This is a genomic window from Rhizobium sp. SYY.PMSO (genome assembly GCF_046840415.1).
In the GTDB taxonomy this organism is placed as follows: domain Bacteria; phylum Pseudomonadota; class Alphaproteobacteria; order Rhizobiales; family Rhizobiaceae; genus Rhizobium.
Window position 1 is genome coordinate 3,615,562 of sequence record NZ_CP177349.1, and the last position, 20,397, is coordinate 3,635,958.

A 20,397-nucleotide genomic window follows, 5' to 3' on the forward strand; every position below is an offset into this window, starting at 1 on the left:
GGCGGGCGAGAGGTCGCGCTACCAGACCAGACCGCGCGCCGCCACATCCTCGACGCGCGTGACGACACCATCGCGATGAAACACCATCCGGTCGAAGAGATTGGAAACGACGCAAGTGTGGTTGGGGATGATGCGGATCTTGTCGCCGATCTGCGGGCGAGGACCGGCGCACTTCGACAGGTCGATGACGCCATGCTCCTCCGAAAGCCCCTTGATGACGGCGTCGGGATAGCCGACCACCTGACCGTAATCGGCAAAGCCGAGAAGATCCGAGGTAAGCGCCTTGGAGCCGGCATCGATGACGGCGCGGTCCTCCGTCGGGCGCGAAACGACGGTGGCGAGGATGTGCATGGCGCAATCCTCTTCCCGGCAATGGCCGGCCCGCACCATGGAGCGGTCGTTGTAGATGTAGGTTCCGGCGCGATGTTCCGTGGCCGCGGTCACGAGATGCGCCTCGAAGAGGCTGGGCGTGCCGCCGTTGCTGACGATCGGGCACTCGATGCCATCGGCCTTCAACAGCCTTACGGCTTCCGACAGGAATGCCTGTATCGCAGCGGCGCTGTCCGGCTTCGGATAGGTCATAAGGCCGCCGAAGACGAGGCCGGGCTTGCTGGCGATGTATTGGCCGAGCCTTGCCGCGTCTGCAGGCGATTGCACGCCGCAGCGCGCGCCTCCGGTATCGCACTCCACCAGAACGGTCAGCGGCTTGCGGCTGGAGAACCAGCCGGAAAGGCCATCGACCGTGGTCGCGCTGTCGGCAACGACCTTCAGTCCGGCAATGCGGTCGTTCAAGGCGGAGAGGCGTGCCAGCTTCTCCGGTCCGAGAATATTGAAGGTGATGAGGATATCCTCGAAGCCCGCATCGGCGAAGACTTCCGCTTCGGTGATCTTCTGACAGTTGATGCCCCTGGCACCGGCCGAGACCTGTGCGCGTGCAAGGGCGGGAATCTTGTGCGTCTTGATATGCGGGCGGAAGTTCAGGCCGTGCTCGTCCATATAGGATTGCACGCGCGCTATGTTGCCCGCCAGCCGGTCCTCGTCGATGATCGGGCGCGGGGTCGACAGCCCCTCGATCCGGTCGCCGGGCCTGGGGCTGACTTCCAAGGCGATGTCATGAGCCATGTCAGGCGTCTTTCCGTTCTTCTGCAAAGGGGTCCGCCACCATCGGCCAGATATCCTTTCGCGCGCGGCGATAGGGCGTGCGCGCCGGATTGTTGGGATAAGGCGTTCCTGCGGAGCAGTAAAGGATCTGCGATGCGATCCTGGAGAAGGACGCGTAGAAGTGATTGGTCGACTTGATGACGAGGATCTTCCGGGTCGCCGGCTCGATGCCCATGACGGAGAACAGGCTCGGATCGAAGCTCTGCGCGCGCGTCGAATTCAGGATGATGTCGATGCCGTCGAGCTGGATATGCGCGGCATCCCCGAAAGGCGCGAAGCTCTCGCCGAAGCGCATCTCGGCGTTGGTGACGAGACGGACGATCCTGACATGACCGTCGATGGGGTTGCCCGTGCCCGGCGCCGATTTTGCCCCGAAGCGCAGCGGGATTTTCGCGCCTTCCCCGGCCGCCATGCAGATCTGCACGGCCATCGGGTCCCAGATCGTGCCGATCGCCGTGTCGGTGGCGCCGCGATCGAGCAGCTCCTGCAGGATGACCGTTGCGTCCCCCGCCGTGCCGCCGCCGGGATTGTCCCAGACATCGGCGATGACGACTGGCCCCGAACTGGCGGACATCGCCTCGCTCACCGCCTGCTTCTCATCGATCTGCGGCATGATGAAGGTGCCGCGCCTGGAGAAGAGTTCCAGCCCGAGCTCGCGGGCGACAGCGGCTCCCTTATCCAGCTTGTTATCGGTGACGACGAGCAGCTTGGTGCCCATCTCCGGCACGTCGCCGGCCATGAAGCCGTGGACGACCGATATCGACAGGATATCGGCGTCGCTCTTTTCCATCGCCATGATCTTGTCGATGAAGGAGCGCATCGGCTCGCGCGATGTCGGAAAGACATCGATCATGCGGCAATCGAAGACGGACATGACCGGCTTGACGCGGCCTTCCAGCGCGTCGATGGCGATGCGCCAGAGATCCTCGGCGCGATCGACGAAATCCGTATGCGGGAATTCCTTGAAATAGACGAAGAAATCCGCAGCGGAGACACGCTTGCCGGTCAGGTGGCTGTGCGGGTCGAGTTCGGCGCAGACCAGAATATCCGGCCCCACGATTTCACGGATGCGCGACAGGAAGTCGCCTTCCGTATCCTCGTAACCGTCTGCGACCATGGCGCCATGCAGCCCGAGAACGACGGCATCGACAGGCATTGCCGCCCGCAGCTGGTCGAGAATTTCGTCCCGCAGTTCCTCGTAGGTCTGGCGGTTTACCAGGCCGGCGGGATCGGCCCAGGTGGCGGTGCCCTCGATCACGTCCCAGCCCTTTTGCGCGGCGATACGCCGGCCGACGGTTATCGGAGCGGAACACAGCGTTGGCGTTGCAGGATGCATGCCCGGGCGGGCATAGAGAGAGGCTTCGAATGCGCGCCGGTCAACGCAGATCGGGGAGAAGGTGTTCGTCTCGGTCGCGAAGGCTGCCGTGAAAATGCGCAATGCTTTCGCCTCTATTCCATGGGGTTCGGCAGGTAGCCGGTGAAGCCGCAGATTTTCCAGCGTCCTTCATGCAGGCGGCAATAATAAAGCGTCTGCCATTTCATCACGTCGATGCCGCCATCCGACTTCTTCAGGCTGCCGTCGAACTTCTTGCGCACCAGCGCCATCTCGCCTTCGATCTCGATGTCTTCGAGCGTCGTCGTGGTGAAGATGGCCGTGCGGGGGTCTTCGGCGAAGGACTGGGTGGCAAAGTCCCGGGCCTGGCGCAGCCACTCGTCACGATAGGCCGCAAGGGTCGGGAAGGCGAGGCGCCACTTGTCCGGGCTGACTTCGCGCTTGCCGTCGATGCCGATGAAGCCCTCTTCCACGAAATCGCCCGAAACCATCGACCAGTCGGCGGCGAGAAAAGCCTCGATGTCGCGCGGAACGAGCATCTCCCAGATCGAATGCCGTGCGATATCGTCGGCAGGGAAGGGATTCTTGAAAGGATCACGCATGATAGCAGCCGCCATTTAAATTCTTTTCATAATTGACGATTTTCACTGGCAAAACTCTGCTTTGTATGGTCATTTGTCAATGTATCAAGAAAATAATTTGCAGAAACCGGATGATGGCCATCCCATGTCAGGATTTCCGCTGAATGGGGATAAACGACAAGCCGCATTTGCTTGCGGAAACGGCGAGACTGCGATGGATTGCGTCGCCTGCTACGTGTCACACGTAGAGGAAGCAGCGATAAAAGGGGGAGGCTGATGGATATCTTCACGACCATGCAGGACGAGAGGGGCCGGCTTTCGCAATCGGAAATCCGCATCGCCGATATCGTCCTCAACGATTTCGAATTCGCGGTCAATGCTTCCATCATTGAGCTCGCGGGCAAGGCGGACGTCTCGCCGCCCACGGTGACGCGCTTCTGTCGTCGCCTCGGCTGCGAAAGCTTTTCCGATTTCAAGGTGCAGCTGGCGCGCACGGCCTATGTCGGCATGCGCTATCTGAAGCCTGAACCGAAGAGCATCGCGCCGGCCGATGTCGCCCAGGATATTATTACCAAGGCGCAGAACGCGCTCTTCCTGCTGCATCGCGGGCTGGATGTCGCCGCCATCGAGCGGGCGGCAAACCGGCTTGCCGGCGCGGAGATGATCTATGCCTTCGGCTCCGGCGGCAATTCATCCATGATCGCCACCGAGCTGCAGAACCGTCTGTTCCGGCTTGGCCTCCGCATCACCGCGAGTTCCGACCACAGCATGCAGCTGATGATGGCGGCCGCCGCCAAGCCGACGGACGTGCTGATCGGCTCGTCCTTTTCCGGCCGCAATGCCGAGCTGGTGCGCGCCTTCATGCTGGCGCGCGAGGCCAAGGTGCCGACCATTGCGCTGACGCAGAGCGAAAGCCCCGTGGCGCGCGCCGCCGAGATCACGCTGCCTGTCGACCTGCCGGAGGGCGACAATATCTATCGGCCGACATCGACCCGCATCGCCTATCTCGCCGTGGTGGACATTCTCGCCAGCCTGATCGCCTACCGCATCCAGCCGCAGGCGACGGTGACGCTGCGCCGTATCAAGCAGCAGCTCGTCACCCATCGCGACGGCGACGACCGCCAGCTGCTCGGGGACTAGGACACGGGTTCACCGCGGCGCCGCCGGCTTTCCGCACCGGCTTGCGGATCAAATGACAAGAGAGCGGCGGGCATCCGCTGCGACTGAATCGAGGGAAGCCATATGAGCAAATCCGTTGCCATCGTCACAGGCGCGGCCGGCGATATCGGCCGTGCGATCGCAAAGCGCCTTGCGGATGACCACGATGTCATCCTGCTCGCCGATATAGACGAGGCGGCCGTGCGGAAAGCGGCGGCGGAACTCGGCCCGGCCGAGCGTTTCGTCCCGCACAAGGCGGATATCACCGCCGAAGCCGACGTTGCCGCCATGGCAAGGACCGCGTCGGGATCGGGCCGCCTGCGGACACTCGTCAACAATGCCGGCGCGGCCCGTGCGGTCAGCCTTCACGACACCACGCCCGCAATATGGCGGGCCGACAATCTCCTCAATCTCGAGGCGGCATTCCTGTGCTTCCGCGCCGTCGAGGACATGCTCAAGGCCTCGAAAGGGTCGGTGGTCAATATTGCTTCGGTCAACGGCATGGCCGTTTTCGGCCATCCTGCTTACAGCGCCGCCAAGGCCGGACTTCTGCATTTCACACGGCTGGTCGCGGTCGAATACGGCAAATTCGGCATCCGTTCGAATGCGGTGGCGCCGGGCACGGTGCGCACCCAGGCCTGGGAAGTACGCGCCGCGGCGAATCCGAATGTCTTCGAGGAGGCCAGGCGCTGGTATGCGCTACAGCGCGTGGTCGACCCCGTCGACGTCGCCAATGCCGTGTCCTTTCTCGCAAGTCCGCTCGCCTCGGCCATAACCGGCGTCTGCCTGCCTGTCGATTGCGGCCTGACGGCCGGGCAGGCGGAGCTTGCCCACACCTTCTCCCAATCCGATCACTACTGACATTTATCGCCAAAGGGAAACATGATGCAGCCGTCCTCCTATCATCTCGAAAACACCTGGTCTCCCGAGGGCGGAAAGCACGGTCGACTGACCCTGACGCTTTTCAATTTCTCGGATGCGCCTCTTTCGAATTTTCACCTTGCCTATACGACGCTGACGCGCCTCGTCGATCCGCAAGCCTGCGACAATGCCGTCTTCGTGCGCCGCAATGCCAATTTCCACGAGTTCGCGCCGCCGGCCGGCCTGTCCATCGCGCCCGGAGAAAGCTGGACGTTCACCGTCTCCGCTCTTCACCGGATTGCGCGGCATTGCACCGATGGCGCCAAATCCGCTTACGTGACGCTGGCGGATGGCAGCCATGTCACGGTCTTCACCTCCGACCTTTTGCTTGCCGATCGCGTCAGCGAGCCGCCGCCCGTGCTGCTGCCGGAAGGCAGGCTGGACCTTCCCTATGCCATCCAGCCGTGGCCGGCTGAGATCGACCTCAAGCCGGGCGAGGATTTTCCGGTCGTGCTCTATCCCGCCAAGGGCTCCGATGCCGCGAGCGTAAAGGCGCTTGCCACGGCACAGGCGCTCTTCCGCCGCCTGTTTCCCTCAAATCACGTCCCCTTCAGCCTCATTGCCGCGCCGCAGGGCAGGGTGCTGCGCTTCGTCGAGCGGCCGGCGCTTGACCGCGAAGCCTACGAGCTTTCCTTCTCCGGCGATGAGGTCGTGCTTTCCTTCTCCGCCGCCGCAGGGCGTTTCCATGGCCTGACGACGCTGGCGCAGCTTCTCGACGGCGCACGGCGGGAACCCGGCAAATTCCGCTTTCCGGTTTCAGGCGTGATCGCCGACCGTCCGCGCTACGGCTGGCGCGGCTGCCATCTCGACGTATCCAGGCAATTCACGCCGAAGGAAGACGTCCTGCGCCTGCTCGATATTCTCGCCTGGCTGAAGCTCAACATCTTTCACTGGCATCTGACCGACGACGAAGCCTGGCGGCTGGAGATCCGCGCCTATCCGCAGCTGACCACGACGGGCGTCCTGCGCGGGCCGGACGAGCCGCTGCTGCCGCAGCTCGGCAACGCCGCCGAACCGGTCGGCGGCTTCTATTCGCAGGATGACGTTCGGCAAATCGTCGCACACGCCACGGCACTCGGCATCGAGGTCATCCCGGAGATCGACATCCCCGGCCACAGCACCGCGACCCTCGTTGCCCTGCCTGACCTCACCGATGGGCAGGAGGCGCCGGACAGCTATCACTCCGTCCAGGGCTTCCCGAACAATGCCCTGAACCCGGCCATCGAGCTCACCTACGAGTTCCTTGCCAAGGTCTTCGACGAAATGGTCGAGCTCTTCCCGTCCGAATATATCCATATCGGCGGCGACGAGGTCGCCAACGGCTCCTGGCTCGCCTCGCCCCTGGCACGCAAGCTGATGGAGCAGGAGGGCATATCGGGGACGTTCGCGCTGCAGTCCTACTTCCTGAAGCGCATCAAGGCCATGCTGACCGAGCGCGGCCGCAAGCTTGCCGGCTGGAACGAAGTCGCCCATGGCGGCGGCGTCGATCCCAGAAGCACGCTTCTGATGGCCTGGGAAAAGCCGGAGGTCGGCATCGAGCTGGCGCGCGAAGGCTATGAAGTCGTCATGACACCGGGCCAGGCCTATTATCTCGACATGGTGCAGGCCGATGCCTGGCAGGAACCGGGCGCGAGCTGGGCAGGCACGGTCCCGCCGGCCCATACCTATGCCTACGAGGCCGAGGGCGATTTCCCCGATGAACTGAAACATCTGATGAAGGGCGTGCAGGCCTGCATATGGCAGGAGAATTTTATCTCCCGCGACTATTTCAACCGCCTCGTCTTCCCGCGTCTGCCGGCCATCGCCGAGGCCGCATGGACACCGAAGGCGCAAAAGGACTGGCTGCGCTTTGCCGCCATCGTGCCGCTGAGCCCGCGGCTCTAGGGCAATTCCGGGAAAAGTGCGCAGCGGTTTTCCGTCCGGAATGGCGTAAAACAAAGGGATAGAGCGGTTCATCGATTCCGTGAAACGAGGAACCGCTCTGGCATTGCCGACGGAGGCTGGTATCGGCCGCCGGCACCCGATCATGCCCGAAGCCGCCGAACGAGCGTTTCGGCGGTTTTCCCATGTCCGGTGTCATCTTGGAACCCTTCCGCTTTTCCTCCAACCGCGAACACGCTCTATCCTTATGTTTTTACGGAATGTTTCACGTAGTTTCGGACGGCAAACCGCTATGCGCTTTTCCCTGGGATTGTTCTAGCCGGCCTGGATGGTCGCCATGTCGGTCGGGAAGAAGCCGGCCCAGGCCATTACCGTCATGGCTGTGATGACGAGCAGATACCACATGCTGACGTAATCCCCGACCAGACGGCGGTTCAACGCGGCAAAGAGCAGAGCGACACTGAAGGCGAGCCAAAGCAGATTGCAGACGTGGTCCATTTTATCGTTCCCCTTGTTCGTCTCACCCTCCCGGCCTGAAAGGTTAACCGGATGAAGATGCGGGAGATAGCGCTGTAGCGGGAAGGAGGTTTGCGCAGAGCGAAAGGCGCGGGTGAGCGGGCCGATAGCTCAGGTATCAAGACGAGGGCATCTGCGTGCTGCATTCCGAATCGGGCCGAGGCTTGATGACGCGCTGGGAAAATCCTGATGGCATGCCCGCAGCCCAGGAACATCTCGCCGTCCATCCCCGTTATCGCTTCACGATATGAGGCGAGGAGGTGCATCCATGGACTACTATATGACGATGGCCGCATGCGTCGGCACGGGATCATTCCTGATCGCAGCGCTGATGGCGCTCTATCGCTGAGGAGGCATGGCCATGGAACACGGTGACTGGAACAATCCCGTCATAGTCGAACTCGACGGCGCGGGTCATTTCGCAATCATAACCAATGCGCTCGATGCCGCGAACTGCATGAGCGAGGAGTGGCCGGTACTTGGCGGTCCTGCTGTGGACGAGGCGGTGTTGGTATGCCTGGATGCCGTGCTCGGCAAGGCGTCCGCCGAGGAATCGCGGCTGGCTTTCCTGGAGGCTGCACGCGAGGCCGGGCTCAGCGTGAGGCCCGACACCGAAAGCCTTCACTAGAGCAATTCCAGGAAAAGTGCGCAGCGGTTTTCCGTCCGGAATCGCGAATAAACAAAGGGATAGAGCGGTTCATCGATTCCGTGAAACGAGGAGCCGCTCTAGAGTGTTTCCGCTTTTCTTCGAATTGCGAAAACGCTCTATCTTTTTTTGACGTAGATCCGGACGGAAACCGCTGCACGCTTTTCCTGGAGCCGCTCCAGTTCGATATCGAACGGCTGGGAAAAGCAGGCATGGAGATCGCTCGAAGCCTCAAGGGCTCAGACAATCCAGAAGATCAGGGCAAGGATCACGATAACGGCCAGGATGAAGCCCACCATCCTCCCGAGCCCCTGGTTGACGTTGCCATGACCGACGATCCGATAGTACCAGTCATTTTCTTGGTTCATCGAAAATCCCTCAAGGTTTCCCTTATTAGGTCGCAGCCGTCTCGGCCGTCAACGATTTAGAGAAATTCCAGGCAAGGTGCGAAGCGGTTTCCATCCGGATTTACGCCAAACAAGCGGATAGAGGGAAGCCGCGATTCCATGAGAAGCTGAACAGCTCAACGATGGCTGGGATGCAGGATGCGGATCCGTTCGGTGCAGAGGCAAGTCCGATGGCTCAAAATACCATCGGCCGCTGGCATCGTGAGCCGCCGCAGGCATGTTTCAAAACCGGCGCCAAACGCGCCTCCGGTGAACCGGAGTGCCAATTACAAGAATCTGCTTGATTTTGAAATGATTGAGAAATCCACGTTTCTCAAGAAAGGAAATGGTGCCCAGAAGAGGACTCGAACCTCCACGCCTCGCGGCACAGGTACCTGAAACCTGCGCGTCTACCAATTCCGCCATCTGGGCGACGGACACGCATGTAAGGGGGTGGCCGTCCGGTGTCAACAGGGTTTTTGAAGTTTTCGTGGCAATCGTGAAAAAAGCGGCGGGAACCCGGGTCAAACCCGGGCTGCGGCCCATGCGGTGATCAAGCCAAGTCCCTGTTCCAGCAGGGCCTTTGCCTCGTTTTCTCCTGCCGCTTCCACATAGCAGCGCATTTCGGGCGCATTGCCGGAGGGACGGAAATGAATGATTCGGTTATCCACAAGCGTGACCCGCAGCCCGTCGATGTCGCTCTTGGAGGCGACGGCGGCGACCGGTTTGAGGAAATCCGCGAGATTGGCGTCGGAGGCGCGCAAATAAGCCATCAGCGCCGCGCTGGTTTCGACCGGGAAATTCTCCAGACGATCGGCGGCGGCAAAGGGAAGGCGGTAGCCGCCGGCGACGGCCGAAAGCGGTTTGCCTGCCGTTGCGGCCGCATGGAGCGTCGCAAGGATCGGCAGGAAGCTGTCGCGCGTCGGCAGCGGATCGAAGGGTTTGCCCTCGACGGTGAAGCGGCTCGCCGTCAGCGTGCCGCCATTGGCTTCGAAACCCATGATATTGGCTTTGCCGGCAGCGATCGCCTCGTCCATGCCGGCAATCACATAGGGTGAGCCGACGCGGGTGCGGATGACGGCATAGGAACCGGCTGCCTCGATGCCGGAATTGGACGTGACCGGCGTGACCACGACGTCGGCGCCGAGAAAATTTGCGGCGATGAGGCCGAGCAGATCGCCGCGCAGCGGCTCGCCGGTCTCGTCCGCCACCAGCGGCCGGTCGCCATCGCCGTCGGCCGAAACGATGGCGTCCAGCCCGTGTTCCGGCGCCCAGCCTTTCATGAGGCGGATCGTCTCGGCCGAGACCGCCTCGGTATCGACCGGAATGAAGCTTTCGGAGCGGCCGAGCGGCACTACGCGGGCGCCGTAATGGTCAAGCACCTGGCCGAAGAGATCCCGCGCCACCGTGCTGTGCTGATAGACGCCGATGGTGAGACCGGCGAGGCTGCCGGCGGGCAGCAGGCCTTTGTTGCGTTCCAGGAACAGCGCCTCGGTTTCAAACGTGCGGTTCTCGGCTTCATCGGGCGTTTCGTCGAGTACCGAATCGCCGATCGCCAGTGCTTCCTCGCTGATCGCCACTTCGTCCCGCTTGTCGATCTCGCCGTCCGGCCGGTAGAATTTGATGCCGTTGCGGTCGGCGGGGATATGCGAACCGGTGATCATCAGCGAGGCCGCCTTCTGCTGCAGCCCGTAAAGCGCCAGCGCCGGCGTCGGCAACGTGCCGCAGTCGATCGGCGTCAGGCCCGCGCGCTTCAGCGCGCCGATGCAGGTGGCGGAGATCGCGGGGCTCGATTCACGAAAATCGCGGCCGACGAGGACGATATCGCCTGATTTGGCATGGCCGCTCTTCAGCAGATAGCGGGCGAAAGCCGTCGCATAGAGAGCGGACGCCCGTCCGACCAGATCCGCGGATAGGCCACGCAGGCCGCTGGTGCCGAATTTCAAGCTGCTCAAGACAATCTCCTTTGGAATGCTCATGCTGTTATGGAGGAAGCCGCCTTGCCGATCAACTGACCGAGAACAACTGGCTGCCGGCACCGGTAGCACTGGTTTTGCATTCTCTGCGACCCCAGATAGGCAAGAGCGGCAAAAAAGATATCGTATCGCCGCAGGCGGGAAGGAGCGTGCCATGACTGTTTTCGGCAGAATTGCGTGCGGATGCGTTCTCGCACTCGCCTTGCTGGCGCAGGCGGGTTTCGCCGCGGCTGCCTCGAATTCGCCGAAGATCGTCATTCCGCCGCGCAGCACCAATTCCGTCATCTGCGATTTCCGGGGCTGCTTCGGGTTCGGGGAGCGGCAATTCTATACGCGGCCCGGCCAACCGCTGCCGATTACGCCCCCTTATACCGGCGGGGCAAATCGCTACGACAGCCCGCGCGTGCAGATTCCGCCGCGCGAAACCTACACGCCGCCGAAGACCGTCTATCCGTCGCCGGCCCAGCAGCGCACGCGGCATCAGATGTGGTGTACCGAACGCTACCGGACGTACAATCCGGGCACCGATCTCTATTCCACCATCCATAACGGCTTCAGGCCGTGCCGTGCGCCTTTCGATTGACGGTCTGGGGCTTGGAAGCGGCGCCTCAGCTTTCCAGCGAAGCGCGGTCCGTATGGCCGAGATCGCGCTCGGGGTCGATGATATCCCGCACCCGCTGCTTCAGCTCCTTCGGGCCGGGGAAGCCGCCGTCGCGCTTGCGTTCCCAAAGGAGCTCGCCGTCGATGCGGATTTCGAAGACGCCGCCCGTGCCGGGGATCAGCGCCACCTCGCCGAGACTGTCGGTGAAGGTCTGCAGCAGTTCCTGCGCCATCCAGCCGGAGCGCAGCAGCCAGTTGCATTGGGTGCAGTAGAGAATGGTGATCCGGGGCTTGTCGGTCATCGCATGGTCCTCAATGGGGTCCTCAATTGTTTGCTGACATTTAGGCTCAACTTTAACCGGCCGCAAGCCGAGCCGTTCGGGAGGACGCATGGCTGTTTTCGGTTCTGTGAAGCAGTGCGGCTGCTCTGGGCTCTTGCCTGTCGTGTCTCCCCATGCTCATCTTCGGCCAGACCATGGTTTGGGGATTATCGGAATGCGCGTCGCCATCATCGAGAACATGAACAACACGCCGCTCGGTGCCCTCGGCATCGCGCTCGAGGAGGCCGGGGCCGAGATAGACTTGTTTCGTCCGTGGGATGGCGAGGCTCTGCCCAAGGATACGCTATCCCATGACGCGCTGGTCGTGCTCGGCGGCGAGCAGAGCGCGCGCGACGACCATACCCATCCCTACCTGCCGGAGCTGGCGCGGCTGATGCGTCTTTTCGAGAGCGAGGACAAGGCCGTGCTCGGCATCTGCCTCGGCAGCCAGCTCCTGGCGCGCGCCTACGAGGCGGAAAACCGTCTCGGCATCGCTCACGAATTCGGCTGGAAGACGGTCGGCCTCACCGACGAGGGCAGGGCGGACCCGTTGCTGGCCGATGTCGGCGACGAGTTCACCATCTTCCAGTGGCACTCCGATACGTTTGCCTTGCCGGCGGGCGCCGTGCATCTGGCGGCCAATGGCGTGACGCGGAACCAGGCCTTCCGCATCGGCCGCGCCACCTATGGCACTCAATTTCACTTCGAGGCCAATGCCGCCGTGGTCGACCGCTGGCGCAGCGAGTTCAAGGAGAGCATCGAGCGCAACGAGCCGGGCTGGCTGCAGAAATATCCGGAGTTTGTCGCAAGATACGCCGCCGCGGCCGAGACCGCCGGTCTCGCGATCGCGCGGGCCTGGGTGAAGACCATAGAAACGCAGGAGGAGCTTTCTCGGGCCGCACAGGCCTGACGGCTTGCAGTTTCAGGCAAAGGTCCGGCAATGCCGGGCCCGCGCGCCGATAAACCCGAAGGACGGGAGGAGACGACATCATGAGCACGCTGGAACTACCCTGCGAAGGCAGCTGCCGTTGCGGGCAGGTGCGGCTGAGGATCAGCGCCAAGCCCATGCTCACCATGGCCTGCCACTGCACCGGTTGTCAGCGCATGACCGGGGGGCCTTATTCGCTGAGTGCCGCGATCCCCTCGCAAGGTTTCGAGGTGACGGAAGGCGAGCCGGTCATCGGCGGCCTGCATGGCGACGTCATTCACCATTATTTCTGCCCGCATTGCATGAGCTGGCTGTTCACGAAGCTGGAAGGCGTCGACTGGTTCGTCAATATCCGCGCCACCATGCTCAACGACGTGAGCTGGTTCACGCCCTTCATAGAGACCTGGATAAGCGAAAAGCTGCCATGGGTGACGACGCCCGCCAGGCACAGCTATGCCGCGCTGCCGGCGATGGAAGAATACGAGGGCCTGACGAAGGAATATATGGGGCAGGGGTGAGGCTAGAGCGTTTCAGGTTTTAACGGAAGCGTATCCAGCATTAGCGAAGTAGTTGCCGCATTCGCTTGGCTCGATGGTTTTGACGAGATTGCCGATGTAACGCCAGGTGTCATCGACGGTTCGCTTCTGTGCCAGGCGCATCCAGTGTTTGATTTTGGCGAAGGCCTGTTCGATCGGATTGAGGTCGGGTGAATAGGGCGGCAGATACCAGAGCCGTGCACCAGCGTTGCGGATTATCTGACGGATGGCGACCGACTTGTGGGAACCGAGGTTATCCATGACGACGATGTCTCCGGGTTCGAGGATCGGTAAGAGTAGCTGCTCGACATAGGCTCGGAAGCACTGGCCGTTGATCGGCCCATCGAAGACACAAGGTGCCACGAGCCGATCGCAGCGCAGCGCGCCAAGGAAAGTCAGAGTGCGCCAATGACCATGCGGGGCGAAGCTACGTAGGCGTTTGCCCTTCGGCCCCCAGCCTCGAAGCGGCGCCATGTTGGTCTTGATCCAGGTTTCATCAATGAAGACCAATCGCCTTGGATCGAGACCGGTCTGCCAGGACCGCCACCGCTGTCGTCGCCGCGCAATGTCGGCGCGCGCCTGCTCACGGGCGAACAGTGTTTTTTTTGAACCGTAACCCCTCGCGCCGCAGGAACTGCCATACGGTATCGTGGGATACCTTCACCCCTCGTACGGCCAACTCTTCCTTCAACGCATGCAGTGACAGATGCGGCGTCTGGTTGACCCGTTCCACGATAAACGCCCGGTACGGCTCCAGAGCACGCTTACGATGACCACCCATCTTCCCCGGCCCAACAGATCCGCTCGAACGATAACGCTGAGACCACTTCACCGCTGAAGAGGCCGCAATAGCGAACCGCGCCGCCACCGACCGGCAGCTCTCGCCGGCCTCGATCGCATCAACAACACGCTTGCGAAGATCATTTGAAATAGGTCGAGCCATCCGATGCTGGCCTCCACTCCAGCCAGAATCTTGAATCACAAAATAGCCAAAAACGGAATCCCTTCCGATTCAGATAAAAGCGGAAACGCTCTAAGCCTCACTCATCCCCCATCTTCAGCGCGGCAATGAACGCTTCCTGTGGAATTTCGACCTTGCCGAACTGCCGCATGCGCTTCTTGCCTTCCTTCTGCTTGTCGAGCAGCTTGCGCTTGCGGGTGGCGTCGCCGCCGTAGCACTTGGCGGTCACGTCCTTGCGCAGCGCCTTCACCGTTTCGCGCGCGATGATGCGCCCGCCGATGGCGGCCTGGATCGGGATCTGGAACATGTGCTGCGGGATCAGGTCCTTCAGCTTCTCGCACATGACGCGGCCGCGCTTTTCGGCGGCGGAGCGGTGCACCAGCATGGAGAGCGCGTCCACCGGCTCGGCATTGACGAGGATCGACATCTTGACGAGATCGCTCTCGCGATAGTCGGTCAGGCTGTAGTCGAAGGAGGCATAGCCCTTGGAGATCGACTTCAGGCGATCGTAGAAGTCGAAGACGACTTCGTTGAGCGGCAGGTCGTAGGTGATCATGGCGCGGTTGCCGACATAGGTCAGCTCGGTCTGGATGCCGCGGCGGTCCTGGCAGAGCTTCAGGATCGAGCCGAGATAGTCGTCCGGCGTCAGGATCGTCGCCTTGATCCACGGCTCGCGGAATTCGGAAATCTTGACGACGTCCGGCATGTCGGCCGGGTTGTGCAGCTCGATCTCGGTGCCGTCGGTCATGGTGAGCTGATAGACGACCGAGGGCGCCGTCGCGATCAGGTCGAGATTGAATTCGCGCTCCAGGCGCTCCTGGATGATTTCGAGGTGCAGGAGGCCCAGGAAGCCGCAACGGAAGCCGAAGCCGAGCGCGGCGGAGGATTCCATCTCGAAGGAGAAGCTGGCATCGTTGAGGCGCAGCTTGCCCATGGCCGAGCGCAGGTCTTCGAAATCGGCGGCATCGACCGGGAAGAGGCCGCAGAACACCACGGGCTGCGCCGGCTTGAAGCCCGGCAGCGGCTCGGCGGTCGGGCGCTTGTCCTCGGTGATGGTATCGCCGACGCGGGTGTCGGCCACTTCCTTGATCGAGGCGGTGATGAAGCCGATCTCGCCGGGGCCCAGGCTGTCGACGGCGACCATCTTCGGCGTGAGCACGCCGACGCGCTCGATCTGGTATTTCGCGTCCGTGCCCATCATGCGGATGGTCTGGCCCTTGGTCAGCGTGCCGTCGATGATGCGCACGAGAACCATGACGCCGAGATAGGTGTCGTACCAGCTGTCGACCAGCAGCGCCTTCAGCGGTGCCTTTTCGCCGCCCGCGCTCTTCGGCGCCGGCAGCTTGTTGACGATGGCTTCGAGAACGTCGGGAATGCCGAGGCCGGTCTTGGCCGAAATCAGCACGGCGTCGGAGGCGTCGATGCCGATCACTTCCTCGATCTGATCCTTGATGCGGTCGGGTTCGGCCGCCGGCAGGTCGATCTTGTTGAGGACGGTGACGAGCTCATGATTGTTGTCGATCGCCTGATAGACGTTGGCGAGCGTCTGCGCTTCCACGCCCTGCGAGGCGTCGACAACAAGCAGCGATCCCTCGCAGGCCGACAGCGAGCGCGAGACTTCATAGGCGAAGTCGACGTGTCCGGGCGTGTCGATCAGGTTGAGGATGTAGGTCTCGCCATTCTGGGCCTTGTAGTGCAGGCGCACGGTCTGGGCCTTGATGGTGATGCCGCGCTCGCGCTCGATCTCCATATTATCAAGCACCTGCTCCGACATCTCGCGTTCGGCAAGGCCGCCCGTCGTCTGGATCAGGCGGTCGGCCAACGTCGATTTGCCGTGGTCGATATGGGCCACGATCGAGAAGTTGCGGATATGCGAAAGCGGAGTGGTGGAATTGGTGCTCATGCGCGCCATATAGCAGCGCCGCCCCGCGCCGCAAAGCGGAAAAGCGGGACTTTAGCGGCTATCTTGACGTTATGTTAGCCTTTTTCAGCCCGACGTCGCTGTCCGTCATAATCCACTTGATTCCATCATGTGGCCGTGTATTTCTTATATAGTGGAATTTCGGGATGCGAGACGCGAACAATGGCGGATGATGCTCTGGAACTGGCGATCGGCGCGCGCATCAAGGAGCTGCGGATCGCCCGCGGCCTGACGCTGGATGAGCTCGCCAACGCATCGGCCGTCAGCCGCGCCATGATCTCGCGCATCGAGCGGGCGGAAGCGAGCCCGACGGCCTCGCTGCTGTCGCGGCTTTGCGCGGCCCTTGGTCTTTCGCTTTCGGCCTTCTTTACCGAGGAGGACGAGGAGATATCGCCGCTTGCCCGCCGCGAGCAGCAGGCGATCTGGCGCGATCCGGGAACCGGCTATGTCAGGCGCGCCGTCTCGCCGCCGGGCACGGGCTCGAAGGTCGATGTGGTCGAAGTGGTCTTCCCCGCCGGTGCCCGCGTCATCTTCCCGCCGAATACGGCAAGCGCCGGCATGACCCAGCATGTCTGGCTGTTCGAAGGCGAGATGGAGGTGACGCATCGCGATATCATGCATCGCCTCCTGCCTGGCGATTGTCTCTTCATGGGCGTCGGAGACGGCCACGCCTTCCATAATCCCGGCGAGGTGCCGGCGCGCTACGGCGTCATTCTCGATCGCGGCCGCTCATGACAATCCCCAAGACAACCCCAAGGACCTTTCATGCCCGACATTCTCCTTCTTTCCGCCGCTGAGGCTCGCGCCGTCCTGCCCGATCTTTGCGACGTGCTTGCCGATTGCGTCAATGGCGGTGCTTCCGTCGGCTTCATGCAGCCTTATGGACCGGATGATGCCATGCCTTATTGGCAGGCCGTCGCCGACAGTGTCGAGAGCGGCGCGACGCTGCTGCTCGTCGCCAGGATCGAAGGCAGCGTCGTCGGCACGGTGCAGGTCGGTGCGGCGCAGATGCCGAACCAGCCGCATCGCGGCGATCTCAAGAAACTCCTGGTGCACAGGTCCGCGCGAGGGAAGGGGCTTGCGCGTCTTCTGATGGAGGCGGCTGAGCGTGAAGCGGCCCGCATCGGCAAGACCTTGCTGGTGCTCGATACCGCCACCGGCAGCGATGCGGAGGCGATCTATCCGCGCCTCGGCTGGCAGCGCGTCGGCGTGGTGCCCGATTATGCCCTGTGGCCGGAGGGTGGCCTTTGCGATACGACGCTCTTCTACAAGCGCATCGCTCCTTAAAAAAAGCGGACGGACTCCGCGAAGACAGCGGGGCATTCGGCAATCTGGGTTCGTTGTCATAGCTTCGCCTCCATGCATATGGAGGCAGCCTTGCGTCCGCAGGGCCGATCTGAAGGCTGCCCGCGCGCCGAGGGTTCCGGCGTCCGGGAGGAGCTTGCATCAAAGCACCTGATCTCAGGATGAAAAGTTTGAATTTGCCAGTCTCTGGTCCGGCCTCTACAAACCGCGGCAACGGGAGAGATCATGGACCAGAAGCTTATCGAGAGTGGCACGGATGGCGGCGCGATGCTCATGCCGCATCCGGATGTGGCGCCGTCCACCGGCGGCATTGCCGCCGGCGTGCTCATGTGCGTGATGTCCATGTCGTCGATCCAATTCGGTTCGGCGCTGTCGGCCTCGGCGATTGCAACGTTCGGTCCGACAGGAGCGACATGGCTCCGGCTCGCCTTCGCGTCGGTCATACTGGCTGCGATCGTCCGGCCGAAGGTGACGCGCTACAGCCGCGGCCAATGGATCGGCGTGCTGGCGCTCGGCACCGTATCGGCGCTGATGACGATTTCCTTCTTCTCGGCGATCGCCCGCATTCCGCTGGGTCTTGCGGTCGCCATCGAATTTCTCGGGCCTTTGCTTGTCGCGACCCTGGGTTTCGGCCTGAGCCGCCAGCTTCTCTGGCCTCTCTTTGCCGGCGTCGGCGTTCTGCTGCTGGCCTATGACGGAGAGCAATGGGTGGGCAGCCTGCCGGGCATTCTCTTTGCCTGCGGCGCGGGGGCGGGCTGGGCCTGTTATATCCTGCTGACGAAGAAGGTCGGCAATGCGTTCAAGGGTCTCGAAGGGCTTTCCATGTCGCTGCTCGTTGCGGCAGTGGTCGCCACACCCTTCGGCTTCGCATCCGCCGTTCCGCATCTGACGGTCTCCGGCCTTCTTGAAATGGCCGGACTGGCGGTGCTTGTTCCGTTGCTTCCCTATGCCCTAGAAATGACGGCGCTGCGGCGCATGCCGACCTCATCCTTCGGCATTCTCATGAGCCTCGAGCCCGGCATCGGCGCTTTTGCCGGCTTCGTCATCCTGTCGCAGCCGATGACGGCATCGCAAATGTTCGGCACGGCGCTCGTCGTTGCCGCCAGCATCGGGGCAACGATTTTCGCCGCGAAAAGCTGAGCGGCCCCCTCAGCCGTTCGTTGGCGATTTCGGCCCGGCATTTTCCTACCGCGCCCGCAGCCGGTCGATCTGCGGGGCGACGATTAGGATGAAAAGCCCGGGATCGCCGAATGCCCTGGCCGAGAGCATTGCTCCATGCACCGAGGCCATCAGCATGTGAGCCTCTTCTTCCGGCGGCTTGTCCAACCGGAACAGGCCTTCCTCAGCTCCCGATCGCAGCACCGACGCGAGCCATCCCGCGAGGCCATGGAAATGGGCGCGGACCTGCGATGCGACCTCTTCCGGCAGCATCTGCATTTCGCCGGCGAGCATCGCGCAGACGCAGAAGGGCAGCGAGGCATCCCCGATGCAGGAATGCCAGTAGTTCACATAGGCCTGCAGCTGCCCGGCGGGGTCGGAGATCCGTTCGTGCAGGGACTTCAAGCCCGCTTCGGTCTGCTGCCTGTAGCGATCCACCAGTGCCGAAACCAGTTCGGCCTTCGTGGGAAAGTGGTGGTGGATGCTCGCCTTCCTGATGCCGATCGTAGCCGAGATATCGGCATAGCTGAACCCGTTATAGCCTCCCGCCACGATGAGAGACTGCGCGATGTCGAGGATCTTTTCCGAGGTGGAAGTCGTTGATTTCATGTCGCTGCCTACCTTCTGGTAGGCTTGCTGTCAAGGCCGCTGCGGTGACTCCCGCTCTCACAAAACAGTGTTCGAGCGGTGCGTTGACTCAAATGATTTAACTTCCTACTAGTAGGTAGGCAACATAAGGAACCTGCCGATGCAAAACCGTACTTCGAGCCAGTCCGACTGGCTGCGATCCTATTATTTCACGCGCGCCCTGTTCTCGACGGCCTGGATTTCCGCCGCCATTCTCTTCCGCGGGCAAGCGCTATCGACCGCACTTCTGCTGGTGATCTATCCTCTGTGGGATGCCGTCGCCAATCTGATCGACGCCCGGGTAAACGGCGGCCTGAAGGCCAATCCGTCGCAAACATTGAATGTTGCGGTCAGCGTGATCACGACGCTCGCCGTTGTCGCGGCGGTCAGCCACAGCACCTATGTCGTTCTGGCCGTATTCGGGGCCTGGGCCATCCTCTCGGGTCTGCTGCAACTTTATACGGGGGTAAGACGCTGGCGCGCCTATGGCGCCCAATGGGTGATGATCCTGAGCGGCGCGCAGTCAGCCCTTGCCGGCGGCTTCATGATCAGCCGATCCCTTGGCGCAGCGGCGCCGACGATTCTGGATATCGTTCCCTATGCGGCGTTCGGCGCATTCTACTTCCTGCTTTCGGCAATCTGGCTTGTCGTCGCGGCCTACCGCAAGGCGCATGCATAAGCGCTGTCCTGCTTTGCGGCGGCAAGCTCGAAGCCGCTTGCCGCCGTCGAGAAAGCACGGACAGTGCCTGCGCCATTGCGATCTTTCTTGGCGTCTACCGCTGAATTCGGTATTTCCGCGTCGGATGCCTTAAACAGTCTTCCGGGCGGGATCGTCGAGTGCCGGATTATAAAAGAGCGACAGCGTCAGGCTCCTGGCGATGCGTTCAGCCGTCGCCATGAACCAGTCCTTCGCCTGCTCGGAAGGCGCGATATCGGTAAGCGTCGCCGAGAAAAGCGCCAGCCATTCCGGAAAAAGGTCGGGAGCCATGCCCTCGACGCCCAGATGGGCCTGGACCGGTTTGCCGCCATAGGCGCCGTTCTTGAAGGCGACAGACGACCAGAAACGCTTCATCTTTTCCATATGGTCGGGCCAGCGCCCGGCAAGACGTCCATCGAACACCGGGCCGAGTCTCGGATGCGCCTGAACGCGCCCGTAGAACGTATCGACCAGCCTGTCGATGAAGGCAGCGTCGATCCCCAGTTCGGCCATCTCTGCCGCGGCCTTTTCGCGAATGCCGGCAAGATGTGCCGCGCGGGCCTGTAGGTCATGTTCCATCATATTCTCCGAGCGCCCGGGCGAGATATCGCCGCGGCCGGCGTCCATACTTAACTTATGTATGCAATTCGCCGGCATAGCCAAGACGCCATGGTGCCGTTGCGGCAATCTGTCGAAGTGGCGCCGCGCTAGACGTACCACGCCTTCCCAGCATCCGCAAAATTTGCCGGCGTGATTTTCCCTTGCGACAGCGCCTCCGTGCTTGA

Annotated in this window: 22 protein-coding genes and 1 tRNA gene; 11 read left to right on the forward strand and 12 right to left on the reverse strand. The window is 62.2% G+C overall.

Annotated elements, in window-relative coordinates:
* Positions 1-18: 18 nt before the first annotated feature.
* Genes ACJJVH_RS17495 through ACJJVH_RS17505 form a run of 3 tightly spaced genes read right to left on the reverse strand, consistent with a single transcriptional unit; the run spans position 19 to position 3,096 of the window.
* The gene (locus tag ACJJVH_RS17495) at positions 19-1,122 is read right to left on the reverse strand and encodes a D-TA family PLP-dependent enzyme (RefSeq protein ID WP_112801613.1); all 1,104 of its coding nucleotides are present in this window, start codon (positions 1,120-1,122) and stop codon (positions 19-21) included.
* Position 1,123: 1 nt separating this feature from the next.
* Positions 1,124-2,599, reverse strand: a complete 1,476-nt coding sequence (locus ACJJVH_RS17500; protein WP_412064434.1) for a M81 family metallopeptidase — start codon at positions 2,597-2,599, stop codon at positions 1,124-1,126.
* Positions 2,600-2,610: 11 nt separating this feature from the next.
* Positions 2,611-3,096 (reverse strand): hypothetical protein, encoded by a 486-nt coding sequence (locus ACJJVH_RS17505; RefSeq protein WP_112801333.1) that lies wholly within the window; start codon positions 3,094-3,096, stop codon positions 2,611-2,613.
* Between the two features lie 255 nt (positions 3,097-3,351).
* On the opposite strand from ACJJVH_RS17505, the gene ACJJVH_RS17510 reads away from it, so the two are divergent.
* From ACJJVH_RS17510 to ACJJVH_RS17520, 3 genes are all read left to right on the forward strand, one after another.
* Positions 3,352-4,215, forward strand: a complete 864-nt coding sequence (locus ACJJVH_RS17510; protein WP_112801331.1) for a MurR/RpiR family transcriptional regulator — start codon at positions 3,352-3,354, stop codon at positions 4,213-4,215.
* A gap of 102 nt (positions 4,216-4,317) precedes the next feature.
* Positions 4,318-5,094 carry an SDR family oxidoreductase gene (locus tag ACJJVH_RS17515; protein WP_412064435.1) on the forward strand — a complete coding sequence of 259 codons (777 nt, stop codon included), beginning with the start codon at positions 4,318-4,320 and terminating at the stop codon, positions 5,092-5,094.
* Between the two features lie 24 nt (positions 5,095-5,118).
* Positions 5,119-7,038 carry a beta-N-acetylhexosaminidase gene (locus ACJJVH_RS17520; RefSeq protein WP_112801611.1) on the forward strand — a complete coding sequence of 640 codons (1,920 nt, stop codon included), beginning with the start codon at positions 5,119-5,121 and terminating at the stop codon, positions 7,036-7,038.
* A gap of 312 nt (positions 7,039-7,350) precedes the next feature.
* Here ACJJVH_RS17520 and ACJJVH_RS17525 read toward each other — a convergent pair whose 3' ends face one another.
* On the reverse strand, positions 7,351-7,533 hold the full coding sequence (locus ACJJVH_RS17525; RefSeq protein WP_112801327.1) for a hypothetical protein: 183 nt from the start codon (positions 7,531-7,533) through the stop codon (positions 7,351-7,353).
* Positions 7,534-7,912: 379 nt separating this feature from the next.
* Between ACJJVH_RS17525 and ACJJVH_RS17530 the strand changes: the two genes are divergently transcribed.
* Positions 7,913-8,179 (forward strand): DUF982 domain-containing protein, encoded by a 267-nt coding sequence (locus ACJJVH_RS17530; RefSeq protein ID WP_162704031.1) that lies wholly within the window; start codon positions 7,913-7,915, stop codon positions 8,177-8,179.
* 257 nt (positions 8,180-8,436) lie between these two features.
* Here the strand turns inward: ACJJVH_RS17530 and ACJJVH_RS17535 are convergent, their stop codons facing one another.
* The 3 genes from ACJJVH_RS17535 to ACJJVH_RS17545 form a co-directional block, all read right to left on the reverse strand.
* Complete coding sequence (locus tag ACJJVH_RS17535) at positions 8,437-8,565, reverse strand: hypothetical protein (RefSeq protein ID WP_412064436.1); 129 nt, start codon at positions 8,563-8,565, stop codon at positions 8,437-8,439.
* Between the two features lie 365 nt (positions 8,566-8,930).
* Positions 8,931-9,015, reverse strand: a tRNA-Leu gene (locus tag ACJJVH_RS17540).
* A 92-nt stretch (positions 9,016-9,107) separates the two neighbouring features.
* On the reverse strand, positions 9,108-10,529 hold the full coding sequence (locus ACJJVH_RS17545) for a phosphomannomutase (protein WP_412065191.1): 1,422 nt from the start codon (positions 10,527-10,529) through the stop codon (positions 9,108-9,110).
* A 184-nt stretch (positions 10,530-10,713) separates the two neighbouring features.
* On the opposite strand from ACJJVH_RS17545, the gene ACJJVH_RS17550 reads away from it, so the two are divergent.
* A complete protein-coding gene (locus tag ACJJVH_RS17550; protein WP_412064437.1) occupies positions 10,714-11,142 on the forward strand; it encodes a hypothetical protein in 429 nt (142 codons plus the stop codon).
* Positions 11,143-11,167: 25 nt separating this feature from the next.
* Here ACJJVH_RS17550 and ACJJVH_RS17555 read toward each other — a convergent pair whose 3' ends face one another.
* Positions 11,168-11,461: a SelT/SelW/SelH family protein gene (locus ACJJVH_RS17555; protein WP_112801322.1), complete on the reverse strand. Its 294-nt coding sequence runs from the start codon at positions 11,459-11,461 to the stop codon at positions 11,168-11,170.
* A 193-nt stretch (positions 11,462-11,654) separates the two neighbouring features.
* Here ACJJVH_RS17555 and ACJJVH_RS17560 point away from each other — a divergent pair, with 193 nt between their 5' ends.
* Both ACJJVH_RS17560 and ACJJVH_RS17565 read left to right on the forward strand, forming a co-directional pair.
* Positions 11,655-12,389 (forward strand): type 1 glutamine amidotransferase, encoded by a 735-nt coding sequence (locus ACJJVH_RS17560; RefSeq protein WP_412064438.1) that lies wholly within the window; start codon positions 11,655-11,657, stop codon positions 12,387-12,389.
* Positions 12,390-12,469: 80 nt separating this feature from the next.
* Complete coding sequence (locus ACJJVH_RS17565; protein ID WP_412064439.1) at positions 12,470-12,925, forward strand: GFA family protein; 456 nt, start codon at positions 12,470-12,472, stop codon at positions 12,923-12,925.
* Positions 12,926-12,937: 12 nt separating this feature from the next.
* Here the strand turns inward: ACJJVH_RS17565 and ACJJVH_RS17570 are convergent.
* A protein-coding gene (locus tag ACJJVH_RS17570) for an IS630 family transposase (RefSeq protein ID WP_412064054.1) occupies positions 12,938-13,886 on the reverse strand; the annotation gives its coding sequence in 2 pieces (ribosomal slippage) (positions 12,938-13,549 and positions 13,551-13,886; 948 coding nt in all).
* 97 nt (positions 13,887-13,983) lie between these two features.
* On the reverse strand, positions 13,984-15,816 hold the full coding sequence (lepA, locus tag ACJJVH_RS17575) for a translation elongation factor 4 (RefSeq protein ID WP_112801317.1): 1,833 nt from the start codon (positions 15,814-15,816) through the stop codon (positions 13,984-13,986).
* Between the two features lie 171 nt (positions 15,817-15,987).
* Between lepA and ACJJVH_RS17580 the strand changes: the two genes are divergently transcribed.
* From ACJJVH_RS17580 to ACJJVH_RS17590, 3 genes are all read left to right on the forward strand, one after another.
* Positions 15,988-16,560, forward strand: coding sequence for a helix-turn-helix transcriptional regulator (locus tag ACJJVH_RS17580; RefSeq protein WP_113356122.1), 573 nt, complete (start codon positions 15,988-15,990; stop codon positions 16,558-16,560).
* Positions 16,561-16,590: 30 nt separating this feature from the next.
* The gene (locus ACJJVH_RS17585; RefSeq protein WP_112801314.1) at positions 16,591-17,112 is read left to right on the forward strand and encodes a GNAT family N-acetyltransferase; all 522 of its coding nucleotides are present in this window, start codon (positions 16,591-16,593) and stop codon (positions 17,110-17,112) included.
* Positions 17,113-17,355: 243 nt separating this feature from the next.
* Positions 17,356-18,270, forward strand: coding sequence for an EamA family transporter (locus ACJJVH_RS17590; RefSeq protein ID WP_113356124.1), 915 nt, complete (start codon positions 17,356-17,358; stop codon positions 18,268-18,270).
* A 45-nt stretch (positions 18,271-18,315) separates the two neighbouring features.
* Here the strand turns inward: ACJJVH_RS17590 and ACJJVH_RS17595 are convergent, their stop codons facing one another.
* Positions 18,316-18,897: a TetR/AcrR family transcriptional regulator gene (locus tag ACJJVH_RS17595; RefSeq protein WP_412064440.1), complete on the reverse strand. Its 582-nt coding sequence runs from the start codon at positions 18,895-18,897 to the stop codon at positions 18,316-18,318.
* A gap of 139 nt (positions 18,898-19,036) precedes the next feature.
* On the opposite strand from ACJJVH_RS17595, the gene ACJJVH_RS17600 reads away from it, so the two are divergent.
* On the forward strand, positions 19,037-19,594 hold the full coding sequence (locus ACJJVH_RS17600; protein ID WP_412064441.1) for a DUF308 domain-containing protein: 558 nt from the start codon (positions 19,037-19,039) through the stop codon (positions 19,592-19,594).
* 129 nt (positions 19,595-19,723) lie between these two features.
* Here ACJJVH_RS17600 and ACJJVH_RS17605 read toward each other — a convergent pair whose 3' ends face one another.
* Complete coding sequence (locus ACJJVH_RS17605; protein ID WP_112801607.1) at positions 19,724-20,191, reverse strand: truncated hemoglobin; 468 nt, start codon at positions 20,189-20,191, stop codon at positions 19,724-19,726.
* Positions 20,192-20,397: the final 206 nt, after the last annotated feature.

Bases quoted from the DNA above. Each gene is read 5' to 3' on its own strand.
- ACJJVH_RS17495 (WP_112801613.1), bottom strand. From the start codon at position 1,122: ATGGCTCATGACATCGCCTTGGAAGTCAGCCCCAGGCCCGGCGACCGG.
- ACJJVH_RS17505 (WP_112801333.1), bottom strand. From the start codon at position 3,096: ATGCGTGATCCTTTCAAGAATCCCTTCCCTGCCGACGATATCGCACGG.
- ACJJVH_RS17510 (WP_112801331.1), top strand. From the start codon at position 3,352: ATGGATATCTTCACGACCATGCAGGACGAGAGGGGCCGGCTTTCGCAA.
- ACJJVH_RS17515 (WP_412064435.1), top strand. From the start codon at position 4,318: ATGAGCAAATCCGTTGCCATCGTCACAGGCGCGGCCGGCGATATCGGC.
- ACJJVH_RS17520 (WP_112801611.1), top strand. From the start codon at position 5,119: ATGCAGCCGTCCTCCTATCATCTCGAAAACACCTGGTCTCCCGAGGGC.
- ACJJVH_RS17525 (WP_112801327.1), bottom strand. From the start codon at position 7,533: ATGGACCACGTCTGCAATCTGCTTTGGCTCGCCTTCAGTGTCGCTCTG.
- ACJJVH_RS17530 (WP_162704031.1), top strand. From the start codon at position 7,913: ATGGAACACGGTGACTGGAACAATCCCGTCATAGTCGAACTCGACGGC.
- ACJJVH_RS17535 (WP_412064436.1), bottom strand. From the start codon at position 8,565: ATGAACCAAGAAAATGACTGGTACTATCGGATCGTCGGTCATGGCAAC.
- ACJJVH_RS17550 (WP_412064437.1), top strand. From the start codon at position 10,714: ATGACTGTTTTCGGCAGAATTGCGTGCGGATGCGTTCTCGCACTCGCC.
- ACJJVH_RS17555 (WP_112801322.1), bottom strand. From the start codon at position 11,461: ATGACCGACAAGCCCCGGATCACCATTCTCTACTGCACCCAATGCAAC.
- ACJJVH_RS17560 (WP_412064438.1), top strand. From the start codon at position 11,655: ATGCGCGTCGCCATCATCGAGAACATGAACAACACGCCGCTCGGTGCC.
- ACJJVH_RS17565 (WP_412064439.1), top strand. From the start codon at position 12,470: ATGAGCACGCTGGAACTACCCTGCGAAGGCAGCTGCCGTTGCGGGCAG.
- lepA (WP_112801317.1), bottom strand. From the start codon at position 15,816: ATGGCGCGCATGAGCACCAATTCCACCACTCCGCTTTCGCATATCCGC.
- ACJJVH_RS17580 (WP_113356122.1), top strand. From the start codon at position 15,988: ATGGCGGATGATGCTCTGGAACTGGCGATCGGCGCGCGCATCAAGGAG.
- ACJJVH_RS17585 (WP_112801314.1), top strand. From the start codon at position 16,591: ATGCCCGACATTCTCCTTCTTTCCGCCGCTGAGGCTCGCGCCGTCCTG.
- ACJJVH_RS17590 (WP_113356124.1), top strand. From the start codon at position 17,356: ATGGACCAGAAGCTTATCGAGAGTGGCACGGATGGCGGCGCGATGCTC.
- ACJJVH_RS17595 (WP_412064440.1), bottom strand. From the start codon at position 18,897: ATGAAATCAACGACTTCCACCTCGGAAAAGATCCTCGACATCGCGCAG.
- ACJJVH_RS17600 (WP_412064441.1), top strand. From the start codon at position 19,037: ATGCAAAACCGTACTTCGAGCCAGTCCGACTGGCTGCGATCCTATTAT.
- ACJJVH_RS17605 (WP_112801607.1), bottom strand. From the start codon at position 20,191: ATGGAACATGACCTACAGGCCCGCGCGGCACATCTTGCCGGCATTCGC.